This window comes from Priestia sp. YIM B13552, from assembly GCF_042787775.1.
Lineage (GTDB): Bacteria > Bacillota > Bacilli > Bacillales > Bacillaceae_H > Priestia > Priestia megaterium_E.
On sequence record NZ_JBHZOU010000001.1, the window covers coordinates 622,348 to 644,596 of the forward strand.

18 protein-coding genes and 1 pseudogene are annotated in these 22,249 nt (G+C 37.2%); 3 read left to right on the forward strand and 16 right to left on the reverse strand.

Features of this window, described 5'->3' with window-relative positions; all coding sequences use genetic code 11:
- Nucleotides 1-247: 247 nt before the first annotated feature.
- Nucleotides 248-874, forward strand: a complete 627-nt coding sequence (locus tag ACFX40_RS03145; protein ID WP_028414247.1) for a GntR family transcriptional regulator — start codon at nt 248-250, stop codon at nt 872-874.
- Nucleotides 875-898: 24 nt separating this feature from the next.
- Here ACFX40_RS03145 and ACFX40_RS03150 read toward each other — a convergent pair whose 3' ends face one another.
- From ACFX40_RS03150 to ACFX40_RS03165, 4 genes are all read right to left on the reverse strand, one after another.
- Nucleotides 899-2,479 (reverse strand): FMN-binding glutamate synthase family protein, encoded by a 1,581-nt coding sequence (locus ACFX40_RS03150; protein ID WP_377254043.1) that lies wholly within the window; start codon nt 2,477-2,479, stop codon nt 899-901.
- Between the two features lie 43 nt (nt 2,480-2,522).
- Nucleotides 2,523-4,244, reverse strand: a complete 1,722-nt coding sequence (locus ACFX40_RS03155) for a pyruvate oxidase (RefSeq protein ID WP_377254045.1) — start codon at nt 4,242-4,244, stop codon at nt 2,523-2,525.
- Between the two features lie 100 nt (nt 4,245-4,344).
- The gene (locus tag ACFX40_RS03160; RefSeq protein WP_047751468.1) at nt 4,345-5,112 is read right to left on the reverse strand and encodes a tyrosine-protein phosphatase; all 768 of its coding nucleotides are present in this window, start codon (nt 5,110-5,112) and stop codon (nt 4,345-4,347) included.
- 279 nt (nt 5,113-5,391) lie between these two features.
- Nucleotides 5,392-6,144, reverse strand: coding sequence for a CpsB/CapC family capsule biosynthesis tyrosine phosphatase (locus ACFX40_RS03165; protein ID WP_377254047.1), 753 nt, complete (start codon nt 6,142-6,144; stop codon nt 5,392-5,394).
- A gap of 345 nt (nt 6,145-6,489) precedes the next feature.
- Here ACFX40_RS03165 and ACFX40_RS03170 point away from each other — a divergent pair, with 345 nt between their 5' ends.
- Complete coding sequence (locus ACFX40_RS03170) at nt 6,490-7,218, forward strand: DUF6270 domain-containing protein (RefSeq protein WP_275211448.1); 729 nt, start codon at nt 6,490-6,492, stop codon at nt 7,216-7,218.
- A 27-nt stretch (nt 7,219-7,245) separates the two neighbouring features.
- Here the strand turns inward: ACFX40_RS03170 and ACFX40_RS03175 are convergent, their stop codons facing one another.
- A complete protein-coding gene (locus ACFX40_RS03175; protein ID WP_377254049.1) occupies nt 7,246-8,007 on the reverse strand; it encodes an SGNH/GDSL hydrolase family protein in 762 nt (253 codons plus the stop codon).
- A gap of 195 nt (nt 8,008-8,202) precedes the next feature.
- Between ACFX40_RS03175 and tagU the strand changes: the two genes are divergently transcribed.
- Nucleotides 8,203-9,165, forward strand: coding sequence for a polyisoprenyl-teichoic acid--peptidoglycan teichoic acid transferase TagU (gene tagU, locus ACFX40_RS03180; protein WP_205662460.1), 963 nt, complete (start codon nt 8,203-8,205; stop codon nt 9,163-9,165).
- A 36-nt stretch (nt 9,166-9,201) separates the two neighbouring features.
- On the opposite strand, the gene ACFX40_RS03185 is transcribed toward tagU, so the two are convergent.
- From ACFX40_RS03185 to wecB, 11 genes and pseudogenes are all read right to left on the reverse strand, one after another.
- Entirely contained in the window at nt 9,202-9,600 is a 399-nt protein-coding gene (locus ACFX40_RS03185) for a triple tyrosine motif-containing protein (protein ID WP_275211451.1), read from the reverse strand.
- A gap of 64 nt (nt 9,601-9,664) precedes the next feature.
- A pseudogene (gene tagH / locus ACFX40_RS03190) lies at nt 9,665-10,615 on the reverse strand (teichoic acids export ABC transporter ATP-binding subunit TagH); the annotation flags it as partial.
- A 17-nt stretch (nt 10,616-10,632) separates the two neighbouring features.
- Entirely contained in the window at nt 10,633-11,436 is an 804-nt protein-coding gene (locus ACFX40_RS03195; RefSeq protein WP_275211453.1) for an ABC transporter permease, read from the reverse strand.
- The gene (locus tag ACFX40_RS03200) at nt 11,433-12,710 is read right to left on the reverse strand and encodes a nucleotide sugar dehydrogenase (protein WP_377254051.1); all 1,278 of its coding nucleotides are present in this window, start codon (nt 12,708-12,710) and stop codon (nt 11,433-11,435) included. Before ACFX40_RS03200 ends, ACFX40_RS03195 begins: the two co-directional genes overlap by 4 nt.
- Nucleotides 12,711-12,791: 81 nt before the next feature.
- The gene (locus tag ACFX40_RS03205; protein ID WP_377254053.1) at nt 12,792-13,790 is read right to left on the reverse strand and encodes a glycosyltransferase family 4 protein; all 999 of its coding nucleotides are present in this window, start codon (nt 13,788-13,790) and stop codon (nt 12,792-12,794) included.
- 10 nt (nt 13,791-13,800) lie between these two features.
- Nucleotides 13,801-17,310: a CgeB family protein gene (locus ACFX40_RS03210; protein WP_377254055.1), complete on the reverse strand. Its 3,510-nt coding sequence runs from the start codon at nt 17,308-17,310 to the stop codon at nt 13,801-13,803.
- Nucleotides 17,307-17,567, reverse strand: a complete 261-nt coding sequence (locus tag ACFX40_RS03215) for a hypothetical protein (protein WP_098332204.1) — start codon at nt 17,565-17,567, stop codon at nt 17,307-17,309. Before ACFX40_RS03215 ends, ACFX40_RS03210 begins: the two co-directional genes overlap by 4 nt.
- Before the next feature lie 24 nt (nt 17,568-17,591).
- Nucleotides 17,592-18,878, reverse strand: coding sequence for a glycosyltransferase (locus ACFX40_RS03220; protein WP_275211823.1), 1,287 nt, complete (start codon nt 18,876-18,878; stop codon nt 17,592-17,594).
- Nucleotides 18,872-20,125 carry a glycosyltransferase family 4 protein gene (locus tag ACFX40_RS03225; protein WP_377254057.1) on the reverse strand — a complete coding sequence of 418 codons (1,254 nt, stop codon included), beginning with the start codon at nt 20,123-20,125 and terminating at the stop codon, nt 18,872-18,874. The genes ACFX40_RS03220 and ACFX40_RS03225 overlap by 7 nt, the downstream gene beginning before the upstream one ends.
- A 58-nt stretch (nt 20,126-20,183) precedes the next feature.
- Complete coding sequence (gene galU / locus ACFX40_RS03230; protein WP_275211457.1) at nt 20,184-21,065, reverse strand: UTP--glucose-1-phosphate uridylyltransferase GalU; 882 nt, start codon at nt 21,063-21,065, stop codon at nt 20,184-20,186.
- A 22-nt stretch (nt 21,066-21,087) separates the two neighbouring features.
- On the reverse strand, nt 21,088-22,212 hold the full coding sequence (gene wecB / locus ACFX40_RS03235) for a non-hydrolyzing UDP-N-acetylglucosamine 2-epimerase (RefSeq protein WP_095379785.1): 1,125 nt from the start codon (nt 22,210-22,212) through the stop codon (nt 21,088-21,090).
- Between the last annotated feature and the right edge of the window lie 37 nt (nt 22,213-22,249).

Genomic DNA, 22,249 nt, shown 5'->3' on the forward strand with positions numbered 1-22,249 from the left:
AAATAATGTATACGTTAAAATATTTTTTGTATACATTTCTGATAATTTTGTATACACTCATCATATTCGCATTTTATTTATTTGTCTAGCCTTTTTTTAAATGAAATTTATTTCTAAAAGCGAAACTTTCAGTCCCACCTTTTCACAAGTTATAGTATGATTTGGGTATACGCGTACAAAATGATAAAAAATAAAGAGAGAAAGAGACGAGATTTCCTCGTGTCGAATGCTAGAGGTGAAGTAGAGTATGTTAAGAAATCAAGGTTCTCGTTCGTCTCATCACCCTTCTTATGAGATGATTCGAGATAAAATTTTAAACGGTGAGCTTGAAGGCGGTACAAAAATCGTCGAAGAAAAATTAGCGAGCGAGCTTGGATTCAGCCGAACGCCGATTCGTGATTCCATCAGACGCTTAGAATATGAAGGACTGATTGTCCGAAAAAAAGTGGTGTCGCCCACAGAAAAAGACTTGCGCAACTTGTTTGAAGTGCGAATGCTGCTAGAAGGCTCAGCTTCTAAAGCTGCGGCAACTTTTTTATCTGATAACGAATTAGAAGAGTTAAAGGAATGCGTAGACATCGGAAGAAACGGCTCGTTTGAAGACATTATGAGCGCGAATGAGCGTTTTCACGCCATCATTGTGAACGCAAGCAACAATGACGTAATGATTAATATTATCGACCGCATGCAGTCCATCATTTACTTATTCCGTCATACCGTGGTGTTTTACAACCGCCCGTTTTTAATTGACGAACATGAAGAGATTTATAATGCGATTAAAGAACGCAATGCTGAAAAAGCAGAAGCATTAATGCAGGAACACCTTCAAAAAGACTTAGAGTTTTGCCTGCATTTACTTCAAAGAAGACAATAAAAAAGCTGCCAATCGGCAGCTTTTTTATACGTACATCTTTTCCTTTGTAGAAATATCAGCTAACTGTCCGCTGCTGTTTTTGAGCACCACGTGTTTCTTTGAAAACTTCGTTGGCGAATCAATACCGGCTGCTGCGGCTAAATTAAACAATCCTTCACGTAATGACAGCACGTAGTTGCACACGCGGTATGACTTTTCTTCAATAATAAGCGCTTTTTGCAGCTTTGGATCCGTTGTGGCTACTCCTACTGGACAACGATTATTATGACAAACCTGCGCTTGAATACAGCCGACAGAAAACATAAAGCCTCTTGCAATATTTACGCAGTCGGCACCCAGTGATAAAGCCGTCGCAATTTTATCAGCCGTTAACAGCTTGCCCGATGCAAAAAGCTTTACTTCATCACGAACGCCATACTTTTTAAGCAGTTCATCCACAAAAGGAAGTCCTGAAAACAAAGGTACGCCCGCTCCGTCCGCTAATTCTTGAAACGATGCGCCTGTTCCGCCTTCTGCTCCGTCGATCGTAATAAAATCAGGACCGCTTCCCGTCTCTTTCATATAAGCCGCCATTTCTTCAAGATCATTTGTGTTTCCGACAACCATTTTAATGCCTACTGGTTTGCCGCCCACATCTCGAAGTTTTTCAATAAACTGGAACATTTCAGGATACGACGCAAACTCTTTAAAGCGGTTTGGGCTGTCTACCGATTCTCCTGGCTTTAAGTTGCGGATTTCAGCGATTTCTTCCGTTACTTTTGAACCGTCTACGTGACCGCCTCGCGTTTTAGCTCCTTGAGCGAGCTTAATTTCAAACGCTTTGATTTGCTTCATTTCACTTTTCTTTTTAAATTCTTCCCAGGAAAATTCGCCTTCTTTTGTTCGAACGCCAAAAAGCCCTGGCCCAATTTGAAAAATGATATCGACGTTTCCTTTTAAATGATACGGTGACAGTCCGCCTTCTCCCGTGTTCATCCACGTGCCGCCTGCACGTCCTAATCCTAGTGATAAAGCGGTAATCGCGTGGTCACCAAGCGCTCCAAAGCTCATTCCGGATTGACCGATTAATCCTTTTACAACAAACGGCTTTTTGCATGAAGGACCTATAACGATCGCCTCTTCATCTCGCAAATAAAACGGATCCGCTTCTTTTTCTTCTCGGTGCTCTCTTCGGCTGAATAAGTTATCGGCGTCCATTTTATATACTTTCGTTTTAATTTTTTGCGTATTATCCGCTTTCATTTCGTCGCGCTGCTTTGGAAATACCGCGTTTCGAATATAATAGCCCGGTTCGTTAAAATCACGCTCTGAGCCAAACCCCATCATTCGGTTGAGGTATTTACCTGACTTAACGGTTTGCTCGTATTGATTTCTAGAAAACGGCTTGCCTTCGTTATTATTCAAAAATAAATACTGACGCAGTTCAGGCCCCATTTTCTCAAAAATATAGCGCATTTTCCCGAGCAGCGGATAGTTTCTCAAAACCGAATGCTCTTCTTGTTTTTCATCTTTCATCCAAAGAATAATAGCAATGATAACAGGCACTACAATCACAAGCATCATGACCGCACCAAAAATAAGTAAAATGATTTCAAATACTCCCATGATATCCCTCCTAAAAAGACTCTCCTATACGGAGAGTCACTGATTAAAGCATTCTGCTTAGTCCTTTACGAAGCGGCGGCATTTCGAGCTCATGTTCTTTAAAGAATTTTTTCATGATGTGCTTCGAATAATTGGCTGCTTGTCCGAATGAAATTTTGCCTGGAAGCGGCGGCTCATCCGCAATAACAACATCAATCACAACAGGAACATTCGCAAGCGCTGCTTTTTCAAACGCTGTTTCGAGCTCCTCGTGTTTTTCAACGCGGTAGCCAATTCCTCCGCACGATTCAGCGAACTTCGCAAAGTTCATTTCACCAAGCTGCGTTTGGTAATCCAAGTGCCCTTGAATGGCTTGTTCATATTTAATCATCCCGATTTCACTGTTATTAAGGACGACGACAACGATTGGCAGCTTGTACTTCACAGCCGTCACAAAGTCTTGCATGACCATCGTAAAGCCTCCGTCACCGCACACGGCTACCGATTGTTTTTCAGGATGAGCAAGCTTTCCTGCAATCGCAGCCGGAAGTCCGCAGCCCATCGTTGCCAGCCAGCTTGAAATCACAAATTTTTGATTCGTCATGCGGAAATGTCTCGCCATCCATACCGTTACGTTCCCGACATCAACAGATACAATCGCATCATCATCGACGATTTTTTGCAGCTTAGGGATGACTTGCTGCGGCTTGATTAGCGTACTCACTTCGTTTTCTTCTTTTTCTACGTGCTTCCACCAGTTTTCCATATTAACTTGACACTCTTCTAAGAAACGACGGTTTTCTTGATAATCTAAATTATGCGCAAGCTGGGACAGCGTCGTTTTCGAGTCTCCGACTAAGCCAATCGATACAGGATAGCGTCTGCCAATTTGTGTGGCGTCAGAGTCCAGTTGAATCGCTTCAACTCCATCTGGTAAAAACTCACGGTATGGAAACGAAGTTCCCACCATAATCAATAAGTCGGTTTCTTCCATCGCTTCATACGCCGGCTTTGTCCCAATTTGCCCGAGCTGACCTAGGTTGTAAGGATGATGATCAGGCAGTATTCCTTTGCCCGGAAGCGTAAAGATAATCGGCGCCGCAATTTTTTCCGCAAACTGCGCTAACTCAAGCTTGGCGTGCTTGGCACCTGTTCCTGCTAAAATAACTGGTTTCTTAGCGTATTTAATCGCTAGAAGCGCTTTAGCTACATCTTCGGGGTCACTGTGAGAAATGGTTTTTGATACATTAGCAATTGGCGTTTTTTCATCAATTTTAATTGTTGAAGACGGAATATCATCTGGAATAACTAGAACTGCTACACCTTTTTTAGCGTAAGCCGTTCGAATCGCTTGCTGCAGCAGATGCGGAAATGATTCAGGTGAATCTACTCGGTGGTTAAACACCGACACATCGTCAAAAACACGTTCTAAGTTTACTTCTTGAAATGATTCATTGCCAAGCTTGGCACGAGGCACCTGTCCGGCTAATACTAGCACCGGCGCACCGTCTGCTTTCGCATCATATAAACCGTTTAACAAATGAATCGCACCCGGCCCTCCAATTGACAGACATACGCCGATTTTGCCCGTGATTTTAGCGTAAGAAGATGCCGCAAGTGCGCCTACTTCCTCGTGACGGACTTGAATAAATTCAATTTCATCTTTTTCACTTCGCAGATTGTCCATAAAATGATTGATAGAATCTCCCGGCATACCGAAAATGTGATCGATCTTCCATTCTTTTAATACGGACATAGCTGCTTTTCCAGCTGTAGTTTTTATCATATTCAGCCTTCCTTTCTTTAACTTTGTTTCTATTCCATACCACAATGAAAGAAAGACAAAACAAGGGACTTTCCCGTTTTTATGGAAAAGTCCCTTGTTTTCAGCTAAATAATTTAAATAAACTAAATTTTTTCATCGGCTCAGGCTCTAATTGATGCACCGGACGCCCGTCGATAATCGCTTCTGCATTTTCAATAAAAAAATAAAGCTCTGAAGCACCGTACATATCGGAAATATAATCATACGCTTTTGAAAGTGAATAGTCGTGGTAATTGCGAGCATGAACGCCAGAGGCAATCACGTGGGCTAAGCGGTATTTAATAAACGTACACGCCGCTTTTCTTTCTTTTTTTCCGTTTAAACCGAGAATACTAGCAGCGCTTAGCTGAACGAGTACGCCTTTTTTAACAAGCTCATACAAACGCTCAGGGTGATCTCGGAAAATCGGATGACATTCTGGTGAACGTAGAATAGGCACGACGCCTTTTGTGAGAAGATCATACAGCGTTTTTTCAAAATAAGGTGAGATATCATATTCAGGCAGTGAAAGAAATAAATATTTATCGGTGTGATTAAGCGTAAGAAGCTGATTTCGCTCATAGTTTCGCAGAAGTTGAGGCGATAAAGGGACAAGCTGACCTGGTAATACTTGTAGAGGAACACATGAATTTGTGAGCCATTCATTAGCTGCATTTACATAGAGAAATAAATGGTGCTTCATAAACTCTTGATCGCTATCATAAAGCGGCGTCGCCACAACGGACTGAACGCCTTGATCCGCTAAGGAGCGTGCCATCTTCAAAAAACCGTCTACTTCCTCAGGTCCGCTATCGATATTAGGCAATATGTACGTATGAATATCAATCACTTTATTTCCCTCCCTGCGTTTTGTATAGCTCTATTCTACGACGATTTTAAATGTGAAACTATGTATTCTTCTCGACATTTACCACCACAAACCCCGGAAAACCGCGTACTTTCCTGTCATCTACTTAACTAACAATATTTTACTATCACTTTATGTGAAAACGCAAACATAATTTGTAAAATAACTCCAAATAATGATGATAAAAGAAGGGAATTAAATAGGTCTTTGTATGCAAATACCCTGATTAAACAGAAGTTAATCAGGGTACAAAGGGAAAAGTTAAAAGATTCCTAGAAATTTTGTTTTTTTGATGCGCTCAGGCTCTTGTTTATAAACAGCCTTCCCGCTCGCAATAGCCTCAGCATTTTCCATGAAATGATAAAGCTTGCTGTTGCCGTATTTTTTAGAAACAGCTGAATAGGCTTTTTGCAGGCCGTACTGCTGATAGTTTTCACGATTTACACCTGATGCAATAACGTGTGCTAATCCGTGATCAATGAACTGATAAGCTGCTTTTTTAGCTTTACCGCCATTGCCGCCCAGCACACTTTGTGCAGACAGCTGAACGACTGCTCCATTTTTTACGAGCTTATACAAATGCGCAGGATCCTCCACAAACAATGAATGGCGTTCAGGCTCATTTAAAACAGGCACGATGCCTTTTAACTGAAGCTCGTATGCAATACTTTCTAACACTTCAATTTCCACGTCTTGTGGAATGTGTAAAAACATATATTTTTCATTTTCATTTATTGTCATCATGTAATACTCTTCGTTTGATACAATCATCTGGGTAGAGGCAATTACTTTTTGACCTGGTAAAACGCTTAACGAAATAGAAGATTTTCTTAACCATTCATTCGCAAGATCCACGCCTTCTTTATAGCTGGAATCTTTTCCGTCATAAAGAGGTGCTGCTACGGCTTCTGTTACTCCTTGTTTCACTAATACATTTGCCATTTCTAAAAATTCTTCTACACTTTTGGGACCACTGTTCACATTTGGCAAGATATTGGTATATATATCTATCATTTTTTTCTCCTCTTTCTATGCCTCAGATCATGGATAGTATTCCATGAGTTATATTATAGCACACTACTTTTTTTCTTTCTTCCAATATAAGTATAAATCTTCCTTTATGCTCTGTTTCTGTAGCGATAGACCTTTGTTTTGTGCTGAAATGTCTCAGGTAATTTTTTGTTCTTGATTAAGGGAATAAATAACAATAATTTCCCACGCTTTCATTCTAGTAAAAAGGAAATAGATGAATGAAAATATACCTATTTTACATTGACATCTTTATCCTTATTCGTATATATTTTTTATATGTGTTTAAAAATAGGATAGGTTTACACTGAATAGGAGTTGTTAATTGATTTGAATAAAAAGATAGATATTCTAGGAAGCTGTGTTTCTAGAGATCCGTTTGCTATGTTTGATCATGAATATGAAATAAATAGTTATTTTGCTAGAACCAATATTATATCTCTAGCATCAAATTCCATGAACATATCCATACATCGAATTTCTCTAGAGTCAAACTTTCAAAAAAGATGTGTGTATAACGATTTAAATAAATTGTTTTTTAAAAACGTAAGAGAAACCGAAGCACAAGTCTTAATTATTGACTTGTTATCTGAACGTTTAAGAATTATGAAACGCGGAGAAAGTTATTTTACTTATTCTGATGAATTCACTCGATCAAATTTAGTGACAGATTTAAAAGGAAAACAATTTGCAGACAAAACAGATGAGCTTTGGAAAAGCTCTGCTGACAAGTTTATAGAAGAAATTAACAACAGTAGCATTGAACAAGTTATTATACATAAAGCTCTATGGCAAGAAAAATATGTGGATAAAGACGGCATCATTCAATCTTTTGATAATATTGAAGAAATTCATTTCAATAATGAAAAGCTTGAATACATGTATTCTTATTTAGCTGATAACATTCGTAATGCTTGTTATTTAGAAATTGAAGGTGAAGTGTTGGCGGATGAAAATCACAAGTGGGGTTTATCTCCTAGACATTATGAATCTTCCTATTACCAAAAGTTTCTTCATGAACTAAATAACCTTACTCAAAAAAACAAGATCTTTTCATAAAAGATCTTGTTTTTTCATTACCTGTATTTAATTATTAGTAAAATAATGGATTAAAAATCCTGCCCATACTTGTTCACCTTTTTCATTAGGCTGACCTGGTACATCGGTTAAGTATTCTGTAATTTCCTTTGAATTATAATCCGGCCACGATTTCCAATGGTTAACAAATTCATATCCGTTTTCTTTTGAAAAATCCTCTAGAGCTTTTACATCATTTGGGTAATTTTTCGCCTCATACACTGGTGCTGAAGGCTGAAAAATCGTCACTAAGTTTTTGTTTTCAGCTTCAATGTGCTTCATGACAACATCTAAATTCTCCATCGTGTTGTCAATTCCTACTACTCCATTATCATTTAATAAAAATGGTTCAAAGAGCAAGATATCAGGCTTTGCTTTTGTAATTTCTTCATACGTTTTTGTTTTCACAAATTGTAATGTATTCATCTGTTTATATTCATACAACTCTACATTTATCAAATCCGTTCCATATGTATCTTCCACTTTTTCTTTTAATAAAGCTCCCCACGTTTTTACGTCTTTCTCAGGAGCAGACCCCACAATTACAAGTTTTACAGGATTTCCTGTTTCCTTTGCCTTTTCTAATTTCTTCACAATTGATTCCGGCAAGTTCTTAGTCTCAGTTTGCATATCTTTTTCTGTTTCTGCTGCGCTTACTCTCGTAGGCTTTGATTCAAACTGCTTGTCTAATTGATGATTCCAATACATCTTTCCTGCTACTAAAGATGAGATAAAGATGAGAATAGCAAATACGTTAATTAAAATTTTCATAAAATGTCTCCCTTACTATATCTTTCTTTTTTTCTTTTATTATAATATAATTTTAAAGTACATGAAGAAATTTGATTAAATTTGTCATTTTTTTAATCATTTCGATGTGTTTTCTGATGAAAAAGATAAGAATAATGGCTTACATAGAAGACATTTATTTTATCAATACATAAAGAAAAGGAAGAGAGGTTCCACATGGAAGAACAAGTACAATCTCCAGAAGCGCGCAGACGTAAACGAAAAAAACCGAAAAAGAAACGCGCGTTTAAAATTATTCTTGGTATTATTTTAGTATTAATTCTAGGTGTAGCAGGCTATGCATATAGCATATGGCATTCCGTTGAAAAGACATTTACACAAACTCACGAACCGTTAAAACGTGATGTATCTGAAAAGCGCTCAAATAAAGTGAGCTTAGCAAATGGAGATCCTATTTCTATTTTACTATTAGGAGTAGATCAGCGTGCTGGTGACCGCGGACGTTCAGATTCTACTATTTTAATGACGGTAAACCCAAAGACACAGTCTATGAAAATGGTCAGTATTCCACGTGATACGCGTACTGAAATTGTAGGAAAAGGAACACAAGATAAAATCAACCATGCTTATGCTTTTGGTGGCGTAGACATGGCCGTAAATACGGTAGAAAAGTTCTTAGACGTTCCTGTAGACTACTACGTTCAAGTGAATATGGAAAGCTTTAAAGACATTGTAGACGCTGTTGGGGGCGTAACTGTAAACAATAACCTTGCATTTAATTACGACGGCTACAGCTTCCAAAAAGGACCTTTAAAATTAGATGGTAAAGAAGCATTGGCTTTCACGCGTATGCGTAAACAAGACCCTCGCGGTGATTTTGGACGTCAGCAGCGTCAGCGTCAAGTAATTGAAGGCGTTATTGACGAAGGAGCTAGCGTTCAGTCTTTAACAAACTACGGTACGATTTTAGATGCAATTGGCCAAAATGTAAAAACAAACCTTACATTTGATGATATGAAACAAATTCAATCAAACTATAAAGACGCACGTAAAAATTCAGAGCAGCTGCAGATAGATGGAAAAGGCGAAAAAATTAATGGTATTTACTATTATGCCGTATCTGATGACACTCGTAATCAGCTGTCTACTGAATTAAAAGAAAGTTTAAATCTAAAATAAATAAAAAAAGTGTAGCAAAAGCTACACTTTTTTTATTTATTTATCTTTTTTATCCTTACCATCTACCACTACATTAACAGCATTCGTACTTTTAACTACCTTTTTATCGTCAGAGCCTTTTGCAAATACACGTACCTTGTAACGACCAGACTCTTTTAAAGGATACTTCAAAGAACTGTCTTTAGAGTAAGAAATCTTTTTAAATAACTTATTATCTTTGTGAATATAATAAGCATATTTTACATCAGTTCCCTTAGCTTTTGTTGTTACCTCTAAGCGTTTATTACCGAAGTTTTTAAGTGAAACCGCTGTAAGCTCTGTTTTAGCTTGTGATTGTTCTGATGCTTTCTTAGGGGATGAAGCTTCTTCTTTATTGCTGCAACCTGCAAATAATAACATACCCGCTACAACAGGAATAAATAACTTTGCTTTCATTTTTAGTCACCTCGTATTTTTTAGTGAAACGTATACACTTCCCTGTTTTATAACGCTTTTATAAAAACATAAAAACAGCTAGTAAAACAGAAAGGGTACATAATAAACTTAGCTGAATCCTTAATTGAATTCTTCTCTTCTTATGCATTTTTTGATTTTGATGTCTTTGAAAACGCTGATCAGCAGTCGTGAGAATAGGTTCTCTATGTTCTTTTACATGAGAAATTGCAGCTTGCTGTTGATTTAGCATTTTCGTTTTGTATAACTTTTTATCTTCATCACTAAGCTTATTAAACCATTCTATAAATTTCTTATAGCTGGCAAGCACAGCTCTTGTGCGGCCAAATTTTCGTAATTGACCAAAATGCATCCAAATTACCTTATCACAAATATTTCTAATTTGAGATACGGAATGACTAATGAAAAAAATAGTTTTTCCATCTTCTTTAAATTCATTAATTTTTGTTAAACATTTATCATAAAATGTTTGATCTCCAACGGACAAGGCTTCATCAACTACTAAAATATCAGGATTTGTATGAACAGATATCGCAAAGCCCAGTCTGGATTTCATTCCACTAGAATAATTTTTAACAGGCTGATTAATAAATTTACCTATATCCGCAAATTCAATAATTTTCGGGGTAATCTGCTTGATTTCTTCTTTAGTTAACCCGTGCATCAAGCATTTTAATTCTATATTTTCATAGCCGCTTAAATTATTGTTGAGACCTGCAGATATGGCAATTAATGACGTCTCGCCATTAATTGTTAATTCTCCAGAAGTAGGAGGAATCACTTGAGATAGGATATTAGAAAGGGTTGATTTCCCCGAGCCATTTACTCCAACAATTCCAATCACTTCTCCCTCATAGACAGAAAATGAAACGTCCCTTAATGCATAAAAACTTTCATTCTGTTTCTTCGGAAAAAATACTTCTCGTATCTTATCAGATCGCTTTTGATAAAGTACGTACTTTTTACTCACATTTTCAAATTGAACCTTTAGCTTCATAAATTTAAGCTCCTAGATTACAAATAATCGATAAACTTTTTCCTAAACTTTATATGTAGAACGGATCCTACTAACAGTATTAATAATGTAACAATCCAAAAATACAGTGTATATATCCAATCATCATAGAACCAAGCGTACCCTAGAAAACTATTACGAAACCCTTCTATTAAATAATAGATAGGATTTAGCTTCAAAACAGTTTGGAATACGTGTGGAAGTCTAGATTGATCCCACAGGATGGGTAATAAATACACCATCATTCTCATAATGGCTTGTAAGGCTTGTTGAAAATCTCTTATAATTGTTGAGATTGTAGAACCTAACAACGTAACGGCAAACAAGAAAACAAATAATGACACCAAATAATAAGGCAGTTGCAAGATATGTAGTCCAGGATTAATTCCATATACTATAAAAATAAACGCTAATACAACTAACATGACAATTAATTGAAAAGAGTTACTAATGATAGTTACTGTAGGTAAAATACTTACCGGGAACTTCATTTTGGATACGAGACTTACTCTTGCATATACACTGTTAGAACCTTGAAGAATTGATGGACTAATAAAAAACCAAGGAATCAGTCCTACCATTAACCATGCAAAAAATGGTACACCGTGAACAGGTGCTCCTCCTCGAATGCCAATTCCAAATACCAACCAATATAGGAGAACCTGTATAACAGGCGTTAAAAACTGCCATACAGCTCCTAAATAATGCAATTGGTATTTGCCTTTCATATCGTAACGAGCTAGCCTTAAAATCAAATGAAAATTCGAGGATTGTTCTTTCAAAATCCTCCCTACAAGATTCATGCCATTACTTCTTCCTTCTTAAGGAATGCATGTAGGTTGCCATAGTTAATGTAACTGAAATCATCAGAACGGTTAGCTACTACGTTTTTCGTATCGAAAATACGTTTTGTTGCCATGCCTTCTAATTCGCTCCAGTTTAATTCTTTGAATTCGTTATGATCTGTTAACACAAGAACTAAGTCAGAGTTGCGTACAGCTTCCTTGATATCTTGTTCTACCCAATCTTGTTCCACGTGAGGATCAAATGCGCGAATTTCGTATTTGCCTTCTGCTTTTAATAGATCATAGATTTCCATTGCCGGACTTTCACGAATGTCGTCTACGTTTCCTTTATACGTTAAACCAAATACTGTCACAATGCGGCCGTCTACTTTTTCCATTAGAGCATTTGTGTTGTCTACTACGTATTGAGGCATAGACGTGTTAATTGTTCTTGCTAGATTAATAAGCTGAGCTGTTTTAGGCGCTTTTGCAACGATGAAATATGGGTCTACAGCCAAGCAGTGCCCGCCTACACCTGGTCCTGGTGTATGAAGGTTTACACGAGGATGCTTGTTAGCCATTTGAACCACTTCTAACGCATCGATTTCTAATTCGTTACATACTTTTGTTAATTCGTTTGCTAACGCGATGTTTACGTCACGGAATGTGTTTTCCATTAGTTTTGACATTTCTGCTGTTTTTGCATCTGTTTTAATGATTTCACCTTGTACAAATGTGCTGTATACCATTGCGCCAGCTTCTGTACAGTTTGGCGTAAGTCCTCCAACAATACGGTTGTTGTGGATTAGTTCATGAAGGATTTGTCCTGGAAGTACACGTTCTGGACAATGTACTAAGAACACGTCTTTTCCAACTTCCAAGCCAGCTGCTTCTACCAACGGTTTCACATGGTCATCCATGCTGCGCGGTGCGATTGTAGATTCTACGATTAATACGTTTCCTTTTTCTAAGTAAGGAATTACGTTGCTTACAGCGCTTAATACATATGATAAATCACAAGATTTGTGTTGGTCATCATGGTTTGGTGTTGGTACAGCTACGATGAATGCATCTGCTTTTTCCGGCTGTAATGCTGCGCGGAATGTGCCTTTTTCAATTACTTCATTTAATGCTTCCTGCAGACCAGGCTCTTCTAAATGGATTTTTCCATTGTTTAATGATTCAATTACGCGTTGACTTACGTCGACACCTACAACGTCCACATCATGTTTTGCAAACATAATAGACGTTGGTAATCCAATATATCCTAATCCTACTGTACAAAGTTTCATTTTATATCCTCCCGATTGCTACTAAAAATTTCTTATATAAACATTAATACTATCTATTCTATAGTACTTGTATGTATATAACTAGTTAATTGGAGCTGTAATTAATTGTTGCCATTCTCTTGTTGCTCTTTCCACTCCAAAATAATGTGCAACATACTCTTTTAAACGCTGGGGCTTATACTGCGGCTCTGATGCCGAATTAATAGTAATGACTTTGTTTACTATTTCCTCAACTGATGAAAGTAAAAATTCTTTTGGATAAATAGTGTCGCTGCCATCCCACTTCAAGATAAGCGGATAAGCACCTGAAGCCATGCCTTCGCTTGGTGATAAGTGAAAACTTTCAAAGTCACTTGTCGAAAGGACAAATCCGATTTTAGAAAGCCATTCATCAATGTCCGATCCGAATCCATCAAATATAACAGATTCTTTCCAAGGAGCTGCCTCAATACGCTGGAATAATTCTTCATAGTAATTTTTTTCTTCTTCTCTCCCCCAAAGCCACGTATACTCCTGAGGAAGTTTGCCTTTTACATACAATTTATAACGAGAATCCTGTTCCCATAGTTTCTCAAAAGCATCTACTGCCAAGTCTAACCTTTTCATTTTCGGACAAATACCGATAATGCCAAGGTTAAACTGTGCATTTTCCATTTTAGGTTTGTTTAGACGCTCGGTATCTACTAAGTTATAAATCATCTTCATTTTCTCACGTGGAAAACGGAAAACGCGATAAAATTCTTCATACACATATGGGGAAATAGCAATCATATGATCAATATTATCGAGTTCAAATTGAAACGGATATTCTGTTTCAATTTCTTGTCGATGCATTCGAACGATTAAGCGCTGATGCGGTTTCTTATGCTTTGAGTACCAGACTGCATTTCCTAATCCCCATTCACATACAATGACATCTGCCCACTCTAAGCATTCATAGCTTGCTTCTTCATTGTGTAAATTATGGCCTGTCCATTCATCTGTTCGAAGCTCATAGATACCTTGATTCTTTAAACTGTTCATAATAATTTGAGCAAATTTTAAGTCATGACCTGCAAATAATATCTTTGTTTTTTTCATTTTTAAAACCTCATAGCTCTACTTTTTTTAGAATAGAATCCAATTCTGCTTCTGCACAATCTTTTACGTAAACATAGTTAAACTTATCACTGCTGAAAAACTGCTTTCCAAATCTCGCATAGAAAGAAAGGTCTTTTTCTTCTTCAAACATTAAAAATACTTCTTCAAGAGAGATATTGCTGTAAGCATTTGTTTTAGCAATCGTTCGCTCTGGAGTTAAGAATGGATTAAATTCATATTCATGCCCTTGGTGCTGCTGCTTTAATTCCTTACCAACTGCTGTAAAATGTGAACTTTTACCAATAAAATCGCTATCTGTAAAAGTGGTGCTAAGCATTAAATCAAGCAAGTAATTTTCGCCATATAAACTATTTGGTCCAAAATATGTGACGAACGGTGTTTCAATCCAATCACGAATATTTAAGTAGTTGTGCATATAACTGCGTACAAAGGTTTGAACAGTTGACGTATTATACTTGTTATAAAGATCTAAATAACCATCAAATGTGTCAATTAATACATACAATTTTTTATTTTCATATTTTTGAGAGTTAAATTGAGAAACAACTCTTTCGAACTCTTCTTTGTTACGTGCGAATGCTACTACGGTAATGTCCGGCAATTGAGTTGCAAAGTTTAGACCTACTTTATCAATAATATCCGCCAAACGATGCGTATACGTGTGTTTAGTTAACACATCTCGAATTCCTGTCAATGCTTTCTCTTCGTAATACTGCTCATTTTCTAACAACGTTTTGAACTCTTGGTAGAGGTCTTCAGGCTTTTCAGACATATAGACTAATTCTGGAAAGATTTCTTCAATCCCTTGAGCGTAAGTACTAATCACAGGAGTTCCACATGCTAACCCTTCATATACACGGCGAGAGAACATTGTCGGAGACTCTTTTACGGTATTTACATTAATCATTACCTTATAACCTTTATAGGCTTTGTCAATTTCATAGTATTTCAAGTTTCCTTTTATAAAAGGTTGGAAACGATCTGGGAATTGATGATTTGGCATAAGGCCTTTTAAGTTTTTTAAGTAGTTTCGGTCATAAATATCCAAGCCTACTTTAGCAGCTGCATCTAATAGACGGTCCATATCTATACAGCGCTCTTCGTGATGACGATAATAAGAACCGGCAAAACAAGCTTTATTTTCTCGTTCTTCTACAATTTTAATTGGGTTATGGATAGATGGCTGTGCAGCGAACGGTAACGCAAACACGTTCTCATGGCCGGCTCTTTCCTGATAATATGGAACCATGTTCTCGTCAGTAGTAAAGATATAATCAAAACGACGAGCCGTCTCTATAAAACGATTAAAATGCACAGGATCTTCTTTGTTCCAAAAAACAGTAGGCACGTTATGTTCTTTACACCATTGCAATAGTCCGAATAACGGCTTCATGTTTTCTTCACCGTAATATCCTACACGTCTATTCCAAGTTCCTTCATTTCCTCGCCAAGCAGACTCTACCATTAAGAGGTCTGGATGTTCTTTTGTCATGACTTCGCGCCAATTGTCCGGTGTCATTTTAATGAGATGGCATTCATCTTCATAAGATGCTGTCGTAAACTCATCAAATATAACAGCCATTTTTAATTCTTTAATTGGCTTTGGCGGCAAAATACTAAATGCATCAATCTCTGATTTACTCAGATATTCAACAGTAGATGTAGCTTCAATACTTTGCATCTCGTTGACGATAATATCAGTCACTTCAATATTACCTTTACCTGCTACTCGCAAGGCAAATCTAAATTGAGTTACGTCTTCATGAGGCTTTACTTTTGTAATGGAATTGAACTTCAGCTGTAAAACTTGTACTTTTTCATCTCCAGAATAACCGATGAACATCGGAATTACTGTTGCATCGTCAGCAGCTATTCCTTTTACTAAGAATTCATACTCGTGATCTGGCAGCATCGTCATTAAATGATGAGTAGGAAGCATTTTGAAACTGTTATTTGTTTCTTTATAAGACATATAGACATTTTTTCCGTCTTCAATATCTACATGCGCTTTCAAATGATTTGCTTCATTAACAAATTGAATAGATTTATTATTTCCCTTGAACCAGTTTGAATTTTCTAGCTCTAATGTAAGACTGTTAGTAATTTCAACTGGTTTCTCATCTACATTTACTTGTAAGCTTTTGAAGAAACCTTCTCCACTTACTCGCACTAAAAATTCTACTCGTTCCGTTTCTGGCCCAAATCTAAGCTCTAGTGATTCGTTCACATTAACCTGATGTACTTCGGTTTGAGTATTACGCTTAAACCCTAAAATAAATAGCGTTATTTGAACGTCCCCGTAAAGGTCACTTGACGGAGTAATTGTATAAAGGTGTTTTTCTTTGGTATTAATAGCATAGGGCTGCTTCTTTTTTGTATCATCACAGCCTAAATGGATAAACTCTTGGCCTACTAAAGTAGATTCAAAGAATTGGTTCCATGGATGATAAATAATTTTCCCATCCGTTTGTTCCCAACCATTTAGAGATTGTTTCGTCAATGATAATTTAACGTCTGGATTCACCGATACTTTATGTTGAGTTAACGAAGTATTGTCGTTCCACCAATAGCCAATATTATTAAGAACAATATTGTTAATAGTGAATTGTCCTTTTCCGGCCACTCTAATCGCTAACCTTGCGTATTTAGCCCCTTCTGGTACTGTAATAAGTCGCTTATTGTTTACCTGCACTTCCTCTGCGGAAATCTTCTTAAGATCTTCATAGAAGATTACCACTAGCCTTAAATCGATAGCTGCTTCTTTTTCACCGTTAAAATCAATTCGAAGTTTGTCCGAGTTAATAATAATCGGATTAGCAGGAGCAACAGCGAAATTTGAATTACTTGCTCTGTGAGCGATATGCGCAAATTGTTTCTGATCGAAATTGGCATGAAATGCGCGTGTAAATGGATCATAATATAACTTTGCTGATTTAGGCATAAACCATTGATTCTGCTCTAAAGCTACGAAGTTTCCTTCAATTGATAAAGATTTTTGAGCCCAATACGCTTGTTCACCTATTAGCAATTTATCAATTTTGAACGATCCCTTTCCCTTGACGCGAAGGGCTAAGCGGATTTTTTCAGTATCTGAAGAGAATGAAATAGTCTGTTCACTATTCAGCTCAACTCTGTGCATGCTGTTTTTCGAGCCGCCAACATACTCAATAATGAATAGCTCTACTGAAAGGTCTTTAGCTTCACCTCTAAAGTTCACAATTTCTTTGTAAGAATCACTAATGGTAATTAACTCTTCTTGAGGCTCTTTTTGAAAGTCTAAATTTTGCTCACGATAAGTCAAATAAGTATATTCAGTAGAACTTAAATCTGTAGTAAAAGCTCTTGACTGAGTATCAAAAGAAATAGCTGCGTCACTTTTCTTAAACCAACCGCTGTTGAATTCAACTTCTGCAAATTCTAAATTTTGAACACGCGGAGCGGTTACCCATTTTCTCTTTTGATTAATCAATTTCATCCGTTCTTGAACATCGATTATCATTTAGCATTCCCCTTTGATACGTTTTTATTGCTCAGTTTTCTTCGTAGTCTCCAGTACTTTAACGTTACTTTCCCTAAAAAAGATCGAGTAATCGCAGCATAACGTTTCTCCAACATTACGTAACGCTTTTGCAAGTCATTATATTCTTTGAGCTCTTTTTCTCTCATATTTAATTGTGAAATCAGCTCTTTTTTGACTAAAGCCAGTTCTTTTTCTAATACATCTGCAGATACATGATTTTTTAACTCTACGGCCATGCTTTCAAATAACTCCTTTCTACTTTATATTGCTTGATAGACTTTCAGAAATTGAAGCTGTTCATTTTCCCAATTATATTTAAATTTAGCTGTTTTACAGTTGTTACTCATGGTTGCACGGAGCACAGGATCTCTTAACAACTGATTGACAGCACTAGCAATCTCTTCGTAATCATGCGAGTCCACGCAAAGTCCTATATGCTCGCCTTCTACTACTTTTTTAATCTCTGGAAAATCGCATGCTACTACCGGCACATCGCTCATGATATATTCAAATAATTTATTTGAAGAAGCTGAATAATGATTGAAACAAACATTATTTAATACTTGGAAACCTAAGTACGCATTTTTTGTATACTTCGGTAAGTCTTGCAGCGGCACTTTCGGAATGAATTTCACTTTATCTTCCAACTTCATTTCCGCTACCATACGCTCTAGCTCTGGCTTAATACGTCCATCTCCAATAAAGACTAGTGTCCCCTCTTTAAATAACGGCGCTGCTTGAACGAGCTTTTCAAGGCCTCTTCCCGTTTGAATACCGCCTTGATACAACAGAATCTTTTCATTTTCAGGAAGCCCTAAACGTTCATGTAAATTAATTGTTTCTTGATGACGCTTTTTGGGTTGAAACGGATAGTTGTAGACGACGTTTGGATAAAAACCATATAAATCTTCATTGTATTTAGCACGTGTATGATTTTCTACAATCATGGAGTCAATCTTATTAATAAAGAAAGCTTCCATTTTTGCGTATACGCCGCTGTCATAACCCGTTCGGCTCGTTTGTACCTCATGAGAATCATACACAAGGCACTTACGCTTAAAGCGAAGCTTTGAACAGATAAATCCTTGAGGAAGCGTATTTAAATCATTCGAATGATAAATATCGTACTTCTTCTTCCTGCCTTTCAAAATCATCCTTAAGATAATACTTCCTCTTACCCAGACCACTTGCAGCTTCGTTTTTAATAACAGAGCAGCTACAATTGTAACAGGAAGGACTACGTAAGGAGCTACGTACGCTGCTCCTAACCACAGTAAAAAAGCGATCAGAGCAAGCACTTTATATTTTAGAAGTGCTCGATACGCTTTTTTCATAAATAGTAGAGAAGAAGGATAGCGCTTCACGCGATGAACATGAAAATGTTCATTTACTTCTTCATATTGTTTTAAATCTGAATTTTTAGGATCATGAATACAGATTAAATCAACGGAGTAGCCATTCTTGGATAGCGCAGTGCACTCACGCAGTACGCGCGCATCATTTGTAAAGTGATTCCACACAAACATACAGACATTTTTTCTCATAATACTTCAACCTTATCAACTGATTCTGACTGTTCTACTTGCAGAGGTTCAGAACCTTTATTCTCAATCAACTGTAATAACACTTGTATATTTTTCTCCCAATAGAAATGCTTTTTCACATAATTCAAGCTGTTGCGAGACATCTTACTGCGCTTAGAAGGATGCTGATACAAATGTAAAATATGTCTTAGCATTTCATCTGCTGTATTTGTACCCGACACAATTCCAGCTTCATGTGACAAAATGATCTCTTTTGCATAACCAGAAACAGATGCAACAATTGGAATTCCACATGTCATATAATCGATAATCTTACCAGGCAGCACCGTTTCAAACACTTGCTTTCCGTTTAATGTAACAAGACCAATATGATGCTCGGAAATAATATGTAAACATTTTTGACGGGTTGTAGGCTTAATAAATCGAACATTCGTTAATCTATGCTCTTTCGCAAACTGAACAAATTCTTTCTTTTTAAACCCATATCCCATAACCGTCAATTCAATATTATACTCATGTAATTCTTTTGCAAGATCCATTAGAACCGTTACATCTTGGGCTAAACCAATATTACCTGCATACATCACTTTGAACGTATCGCTTCCAGATTCAACCATAGAAATTTCAGTTCCATTGGCAGCATTGGGCATAAAATGAATTTTGCTTGATGGAATTGAATATTTCTCTGTCATAAAGTGAATAAACCCTTGGCTATTTACAATAATATGATTGGCTTTGACATACAGTACTTTCTCAAGCCAGCTAAAAACAGAAATGACAATCGGATAATTGAACACACCTACGCCTTTTAATGACTCTGGCCACAGATCCCGAATGTCCAATATAAGAGGTCTCCGATAGCGATACTTTGCAAGCAATCCAACTACTGCAATAAAGATGGGCGGAGACGTAACAAAAATCACATCATACTTTTTTCGGTCAGTTAAAATGAAGAACATCATTTTAAAAGCAATCTCTAAATAATACATCAAACGATTAATAATACTTCTGGAATACTTGCGATTTTTCACACCGATGCGTGTTACATCATTTTCTTCATCAATTAAATGATCATCCCAAAACTGTTCATCATCATATATCTTTTTATTTGGATATGTAGGCTCAGTGGTCAGTACATTTACGTCATAATTTTCATCTTTTAAGAGTTTATATATATTCTTCATACGATTTCCTGCACTACCGATTTCAGGATAAAAATGTTGAGAAATCACAAGTACCCTTTTTGTCAAAACAACTTCACTCCAATACAATTTCACTAGTTCACCAAGCGAACTAGTGAAATATCAATTAAGCTTTTACGTTTTCTCTTTGTAATAGCTCATTCATAAATGTAAGTAAACCTTCACGTAAATCTTCGTGCTGCAGAGCAAATTCTAACGACGTTTGAATAAACCCTAGCTTTTCACCCACATCGTAGCGTTTTCCTTCAAAATCGTAGGCAAACACACGCTGAATTTCGTTAAGCTTTTGAATTGCATCCGTTAATTGAATCTCTCCACCTGCTCCTACTTCCTGCTGCTCTAAAAACTTAAAGATTTCAGGCGTGAAGATATAGCGTCCCATAATCGCCAGATTAGAAGGAGCTGTTCCTAGTGCTGGTTTTTCAACAAAAGTATCAACCTGATAGCGGCGTCCTTTACTCGAAATAGGATCTACAATTCCATAACGATTCGTTTCGTTTTCTGGAACCGTCTGCACACCTATGACAGAAGATAACGTTTCGTCATACTGATTCATCAACTGACGCAAGCAAGGCGTTTCTGCTTGAACAATATCGTCTCCTAACAGTACAGCAAAAGGCTCGTCCCCAATAAATTTACGTGCGCACCAAACCGCATGCCCTAATCCTTTTGGTTCTTTTTGTCGAATGTAGTGAATTTCTACATTGGCAGATTGACGCACTTTTTCCAAAAGCTCGAACTTTTCCTTTTCTACTAGGTTTTGTTCTAATTCCGGTGCGTTGTCAAAATGATCTTCGATAGCACGTTTGCCTTTACCAGTTACGATAATGATATCTTCAATACCAGATTCAATTGCTTCTTCGATAATGTATTGAATGGTCGGTTTGTCTACAATCGGCAGCATTTCTTTTGGCATTGCTTTTGTTGCCGGTAAGAAGCGTGTACCTAATCCAGCAGCTGGAATAATTGCTTTTTTTATTTTCGACATCGCCTAAATCCCCTATCTAAAATTAGTTATTTTCAGCAGTAAAGTATTCACTAATTGCATCAGCAATACGTTTTGAAGCAAAGCCGTCACCGTACGGGTTAGATGCTTTAGACATACGGGCATATTCTTCTTCATTTGTTAAAAGCTCTTTAGCAAGTGAATAAATGGTTTCTTCTTCTACACCTGCAAGCTTTAATGTACCAGCTTCAATGCCTTCAGGACGTTCAGTTGTATCACGCAGCACTAATACAGGTACACCTAATGAAGGAGCTTCTTCTTGCACGCCGCCTGAATCCGTTAAAATGATATGGGCACGAGAAGCGAAATTATGGAAGTCCACTACTTCTAGAGGTTCAATTAATTGAATACGAGGATCATTTCCTAACACTTCATCCGCTAATTCACGAACAACAGGATTTAAATGTACAGGATAGACTACTTGTACGTCATCATGTTCCTCTACAATTCGTTTAATCGCACGGAACATATTGCGCATTGGTTCACCAAGGTTTTCACGGCGGTGAGCAGTTAACAGAATTAAACGGTCGTCGCCTACACGATCTAATACCGGATGAGAATATTCTTCTAACACAGTTGTTTTTAGTGCATCAATTGCCGTGTTTCCTGTAATAAATAACGTTTCTTCTTTTTTGTTTTCTTGCAGCAAGTTGTGCGCAGATTTTGTAGTAGGAGCAAAATGAAGATCCGCTAATACACCTGTTAACTGGCGGTTCATTTCTTCCGGGTACGGAGAATATTTATTCCATGTACGAAGACCCGCTTCTACATGACCTACTTTGATTTGATTATAAAAAGCCGCAAGACCCGCGATGAAAGTTGTTGTTGTATCACCGTGAACAAGTACGATGTCAGGCTGAACTTCTTTCATGACTTGATCTAGTCCTTGAAGTCCGCGTGTTGTTACATCCATCAGCGTTTGACGGTCTTTCATAATGTTTAAGTCGTGATCTGGTGTGATATCAAACACACGCAGCACTTGGTCTAGCATTTCACGGTGCTGAGCTGTTACGGTCACGATAGATTCAAATTCTTCTGAACGTTTGTTTAATTCTAATACAAGGGGAGCCATTTTAATAGCCTCTGGACGTGTTCCAAAAATCGTCATTACTTTAATACGTTTTTTCATAGAGTCACCTGATTTCATGTAAGTATGTATAAGAAAT